The sequence below is a fragment of the Niallia sp. Sow4_A1 genome (assembly GCF_052116745.1).
Taxonomy (GTDB): Bacteria; Bacillota; Bacilli; order Bacillales; family Cytobacillaceae; genus Niallia; species Niallia hominis.
In genome coordinates this window covers 1-6,359 of sequence record NZ_JBQKKM010000094.1, presented here as the reverse complement: position 1 = coordinate 6,359, position 6,359 = coordinate 1, and the positions used below count along the sequence as shown (strand labels likewise).

Here is a 6,359-nt window from a genome sequence, read left to right as displayed (position 1 = left end):
CGCTAATGCTTTCTCCTTCTTTTGAAGATCTTTTTCTAACTGTTTTGCCCGTTTCTGTTCTTCCTTTAACGCACCAGATAACTGCTTTGATTGATCAAATACTTGTCCGTTCGCCTGGAGACAAACAGATCGCCATAATTCAATCTGTTCACGGTACAAACCCTTTTTACGACAGTATTCAGCCAATTCCGTTTCGTTCATCGCAAAGGTCTCCATCACGATTAAAAACTTATCTTGACTGGTCCATTTGTCACTTGTTTGTCCATTGCCAGGCGTTGCCACACCAGCTTCACGTGCAGCCTTACGCCACTTGTACAACGTTGGTTCTGTGATGCCTTCTTCCTTCGAGATAGTAGCCACTGATTCGTTATGTGGTGGCATCATTCGTTTAACAATTGCCTCTTTTTGTTCCTTCGAGTATCGTACTCCATTTTTTTCTTTCATATCGATCGACCTCCGTGTTATTTACTTAAAGTATAACACTAAAGTATCGTACGACATCTATCCTAACAGAGGGGGTATTTAATTTAACAAACGTATTTAAACTTAAAGTGGAGATAAAACGAGGATTATAGGAAGGTAGGGATTGAAATGAAGTTTCAAATAGGTCTTGATGTTGGTTCAACAACAGCCAAAATGGTCGTACTTAACGACAATCAAGAAATTGTCTTCAAATCATATCAGAGACATTTTTCTGATATTAAAAATACAATTTTACATCTATTTAGTACCTTAGCTCAAAAGGTTCCAACTGCTGAATTAAAAATAAATGCTAGTGGTTCTTCAGGATTAGGTTTATGTAAGGGAATGGGTGTTCCTTTTATTCAAGAAGTGGTTGCATGTACAGAGGCAGTCAAGTCCACTATGCCAAATATCGACGTTATCGTTGAACTCGGTGGAGAAGATGCGAAACTAATTTATTTAACAAATGGAATGGAGCAACGGATGAATTCAGCTTGTGCAGGTGGTACAGGTGCTTTTATCGATCAAATCGCATCATTATTAAATACAGATGCTGCAGGTCTTAATGACCTTGCTGCTTCAGCTGAAAAGATCTATCCGATTGCTTCAAGATGTGGTGTATTTGCTAAAATGGATATCCAACCACTCCTAAACGAAGGGGCAAGACGTGAAGATATAGCTGCTTCGGTATTTCAAGCGGTTGTCAACCAAACGATTGCCGGTCTTGCTAATGGCCGACCGATTCGTGGAAATGTTGCTTTTTTAGGTGGGCCGTTAACTTTTTTACCAGAACTTCGGAAACGGTTTATTGAAACCCTCCATTTAAAAGATGAACAAGTCATGTATAGCCAGGATGGACAGTACTATGTAGCGGTAGGGGCAGCTTTAGAAAGTGAAAAAAATGATGTGATCAAAATAGAGCAAATCATACAGCTATTAACCGATATGAATGAAGCAAAAGTGTCTTCTGCCTCCAGTGGAAATGAGCCTCTTTTTAGAGATATTCGGGAGTTAGAAGCTTTTTATCAACGTCATCGTCAAGCAACAGTAAAAAAGAGACCCCTTTCTACATATGTAGGAAATACCTATTTAGGCATTGATGCTGGATCAACAACAACAAAAATGGTTTTAATTGGTGAGGATAACGAAGTATTGTTTCATTTTTATGAAAAAAATAAGGGCAATCCCATTGAAACCGTTAGAGAAGGATTAATCAGCTTGTATCAAGTTCTTCCAAATGAAGTTACTATTTCTCGGTCAACCGTTACAGGATACGGTGAAAAATTAATTCAAGCAGCCTTTCACGTGGATGATGGTGAAATCGAAACAGTTGCTCATTATCAAGCAGCAAAGCAATTTCAGCCTGATGTTGATTTTATCATTGATATTGGCGGACAGGACATGAAGTGTATTAAAATCAAGGATGGCATCATTGATCGGATTATTCTAAATGAAGCATGTTCATCTGGGTGTGGATCATTCTTAGAAAGTTTTGCCGAAACATTAGGGCAGGTTGTTCAAGATTTTTCCCAACTTGCATTAACTGCAAAAAATCCGGTAGATCTCGGATCTCGCTGTACAGTCTTTATGAATTCAAAAGTGAAACAGGTGCAGAAGGAAGGAGCAAGCCTTGCTGATATTTCCGCGGGTTTATCGTATTCAGTTGTCATGAATGCTCTTTATAAAGTTATCAAACTGAAATCAGCAGACGAAATGGGAAATAAAATCGTTGTACAAGGTGGAACCTTTTTAAATAATGCTGTATTAAGAACCTTTGAAAAATTGACAGGAAGAGAAGTCGTTCGGCCTGATTTAGCTGGACTGATGGGCGCTTATGGAAGTGCATTACTTTCTAAACAAAGAAGAAAAGTAGGGGAGGAATCGACACTTCTTCCTGCTGAAAGTCTTCATGAATTTCAAGTGACTACCACGCATCGACGCTGCGGACTTTGTGGATATCGCTGCCCACTTACGATTAACCGTTTTGCGGATAGACAAACATTCATTACTGGAAATCGTTGTGAACGGGGTGCCGGAAAACCAAAAGTTAAAAGTACCTTACCTAATTTGGCTAAAGAAAAATTACACCATTTGTTCCATCGGACAGGTGTAACAGGGACGGCTGCATACCGAGGGAAGATTGGCATTCCTCGCGTATTAAACTTTTATGAGAATTATCCATACTGGCACCGATTTTTAACTGAGCTTGGATTTGAAGTTATTTTATCAGACCATTCAAGTAAAGAGATGTTTGAAAAGGGAATAGAAACCCTACCATCTGAATCGGTTTGTTATCCAGCAAAACTTACTCATGGACATATCATGAACTTAATAGAAAAAGGAGTAGAGAAAATTTTTTATCCTTCTATCGTGTATGAAAAGAAGGAAAATGAAATGCAACAAAACCATTATAATTGTCCAATTGTTGCTTCTTACCCTGAAGTCATTCGCGTAAATATGGATAGAATATTTACAGAACATCATATTCAATTTTTAAACCCATTTTTATCCATTGAAAAATCAACTTCCCTTGTGAAGGAATTGTTCATTTGTTTTGGGGATATTTCGAAACTGGAAATTAAGCAAGCTTTAAAGGAAGCTGAACGAGAACAAATGGCATATATAGAATGGCTGCATCAGCGTGGCGAAGAAGTAGTAGCGCAATTAGAAAAAGAAAATAAAAAGGGAATTGTGATGGCGGCTCGTCCGTATCATATTGACCCAGGCATTAATCATGGATTACCGGATGAAATTATTCGCCTGGGAATGGCCGTTTTAACTGAAGATTCCATTGCACACCTTGTTCCAGAGCAGAAACATGTAGGATCAGTCAATCAATGGACCTTTCATTCCCGTTTGTATCGTGCTGCAGATGTGGTAAAAAAATACCCTCAATTGGAATTACTACAACTAACTTCTTTTGGCTGTGGAATTGACGCTATTACGACGGATACGGTCGAAGAAATTTTGGCTGAAGATGATCAACTATATACTTGGATAAAAATGGACGAAGTAAGTAACTTTGGTGCGGCCAGAATTCGTCTTCGTTCATTAAAGGCAGCCATGGATGAAAGAGAATCGGGTGTGGCTTCTGCAAAGGTTAAACCTTTGCAGAAAAGACACGAAGAGATTTTTACTAAGGAATCGAAAGAAGGCTATACCATTCTAGCTCCACAGATGCTGCCTACCCATTTTTCGCTATTTGAAAAAGCATTTCAACTTCATGGTTATCATATGAAGGTTATTAAGAGAGTCTCCAATCATGATGTGGAAGAGGGATTACGGTATGTTCATAATGATGCTTGTTTTCCGGCTATTATTACAATAGGTCAATTGGTCGCAGCTTTGAAAAGTGGCGAATATGATTTAGACCGGACTGCCGTTATTATGTCACAGACTGGTGGAGGATGCCGGGCAACCAATTATTTACCACTTCTGAAAAAGGCATTAATAAGTGCTGGAATGTCTCAAGTTCCGGTCCTTTCATTGAATGCTGGTGGAATAGACGGAGTCAATCATACAGGATTTAAAGTAACCCTTCCGTTGGTAAAAAAACTCGTTATTGCTGCATGTCTTGGTGATCTCCTGATGAGATTAAAATTGGCAGTCAGACCATATGAAATAGTAAAAGGGACCTCTGAAGCACTGTATGATAAATGGGAAGAGCACTGTAAAGAATTGCTAGAATACTTTTCAATGAGAGAATATAAAAAAGTTGTCCATTCGATGATAAAAGATTTTAAGCAGATTAATGTAATGCCCATGAACAAACCACGTATTGGTATTGTTGGTGAAATCCTTATTAAATTCCACCCTTATGCTAATAATCAGCTTATCGACATTATCGAGAAAGAGGGAGGAGAAGCCGTTGTTCCTGACTTTATTGATTTCTTTTTATATGGTCTTTATAATCGCAACTTCAAAGCAGATCATTTTGGAATGTCAAAAATAAATGCAGGGCTTGGCAAAGTGGCGATTGAATTTATTGAATATTACCGAAGTCCAATACGGACTGCATTATTGGAGAGTGAACGCTTTGAAGCACCATTGGAAATTACTGAAATTGCAGGTAAAGCATCAAACTATTTAAGTTTAGGAAATCAAATGGGTGAAGGATGGCTCTTACCAGGAGAAATTGCAGAACTCATGGACACCGGTGTCGAAAATGTGATTTGTGTGCAGCCATTTGGTTGTCTGCCAAACCAAGTAATTGGAAGGGGAATGTTTAACGCCATTAAAAAGGATTATCCTAATGCCAATCTTGTTTCAATTGACTATGATTCGAGTATAAGCAAAGTAAATCAGCTTAATCGCATCAAACTTATGATGAATATTGCCAAAGTAAAATAGAGTGTTAAATCGAATAAACGAAAAAAATGTCATGGTTAGGATAAAATACTTCAACTAGGAAACAATACTCTGTATTCCATTAGGACCTAATTATTCAAAGGAGGATTTTAAGATGACAATGTCATATGAAGAGTGTATCAAAGCCTGTTTGGAATGTATGGAAGCATGTAATGGATGTTATGATGCTTGTTTAAAAGAAGAAGATGTAAAAATGATGGCTGAATGTATTCGCATTAATCGGGAATGCGCTGATATTTGTGCGTTAGCAGCAAAGGCAATGCAATCAGATAGCCCAGTCGCTAAGCAGATTTGTCGTCTATGTGCAGAAATTTGTGAAGCGTGTGGGAAAATATGCGAACAGCATAGCCATGCTGAACACTGCAAAAAGTGCGCAGAATCTTGCTTTAAATGTGCAGAAGTTTGTCGCAAAATGGCATCTTAATTTGAAAAATAAATTATTCAATCAATACGGCGACTTTTATTGATCGCCGTATTTTTCAATAGCCAATAATTTAAATCCACTAATAAAAATTTGTATAGTTAAAGGAAGTTGAAAGTCTACAAAAAAGCTTAAATCTCAGTTAAACGGTTGAGAATTGGCCTATGTAATTACGTTGTAAATACGTTTTTCCTGAAGGTACCCCTTTATTACTTTTCAGTAGCAGAAAAACTCACTTCTATATTTTCGGAATTTAACCCATGGGTATCCCACCGATAACCTACACCCCAAATAGTTATTAAGTGTAAATCAATAGGAAACCCTGCTTCTTTTAATTTATGTCTGATATTTCTTATATAGGAATGCACGGTACGTTCACTAACCGCAGTTCTTTTCCCCCAGATAGTTGTGACCATTTCACCATGGGTAATCACTTTGTCAGGATTTTTTAAAAGGAATCCCAAAATAGTAAACTCCTTTGGGGCTAGAGAAATAGGTTGATGAAAAAATTTTAGGTCATATGAATCTTCCCTCCAAATAAGACCATTAAATCGAATCGTACTTTGGTTCTTTTTCCTACTTCTCCTTAGAATTGCTGTTACTCTTGCTAATAATTCCTCTTTATTAATTGGTTCAAATAAACAGACATCTGCCCCTTCTCTTAAAGTTTTGATTAAGTCCGATTTTTTCCTGTTATTAAATATAAGAACAATTGGTACGGATGAAGAACTTCGGATCTCTTCAAAAATATTTTTGTACTTAGAATAATTGGAAATTAAAACAAGATCTATTGATTCCTTTTCCAACCAAAAAAGTACTTTTTTTATAGAATTTTCTCTAATACAGGCAAAATTCTGTGCCTTAAAAAAAGATAGCAAATCTGATGTGGTTTCTTCATTCTCAATAATTACCTGAAATATTCATAGCACTTTAAAAGATGCACGTTTTTCTAAAATGCAGGTGAGAGTTTTCTATCTTTTTATAAGATTGAACATTTTCTAACCTTTAAAATCTAATTAATTTATTTCCCATTGGAAATGTCCTATTTTTAGGCAGACTTCTCCCCTTAACTGAAATTTAAATTTTTTTCAGTTGGTAAAACCAAGTT

At 37.0% G+C, this 6,359-nt stretch carries 4 protein-coding genes; 2 read left to right on the top strand and 2 right to left on the bottom strand.

Going from position 1 to position 6,359, the window contains the following annotated elements; all coding sequences use genetic code 11:
* Window positions 1-444: transposase (locus ACTQ5K_RS25070; protein ID WP_441994433.1), on the bottom strand; the 444-nt coding region annotated here is incomplete at its 3' end.
* A 147-nt stretch (window positions 445-591) separates the two neighbouring features.
* Here ACTQ5K_RS25070 and ACTQ5K_RS25065 point away from each other — a divergent pair.
* Both ACTQ5K_RS25065 and ACTQ5K_RS25060 read left to right on the top strand, forming a co-directional pair.
* Complete coding sequence (locus ACTQ5K_RS25065; protein WP_441994432.1) at window positions 592-4,812, top strand: acyl-CoA dehydratase activase-related protein; 4,221 nt, start codon at window positions 592-594, stop codon at window positions 4,810-4,812.
* A 112-nt stretch (window positions 4,813-4,924) separates the two neighbouring features.
* Window positions 4,925-5,254, top strand: coding sequence for a four-helix bundle copper-binding protein (locus ACTQ5K_RS25060; protein ID WP_031539133.1), 330 nt, complete (start codon window positions 4,925-4,927; stop codon window positions 5,252-5,254).
* 206 nt (window positions 5,255-5,460) lie between these two features.
* Here ACTQ5K_RS25060 and ACTQ5K_RS25055 read toward each other — a convergent pair whose 3' ends face one another.
* Window positions 5,461-6,057: a response regulator transcription factor gene (locus ACTQ5K_RS25055; protein WP_197030901.1), complete on the bottom strand. Its 597-nt coding sequence runs from the start codon at window positions 6,055-6,057 to the stop codon at window positions 5,461-5,463.
* Window positions 6,058-6,359: the final 302 nt, after the last annotated feature.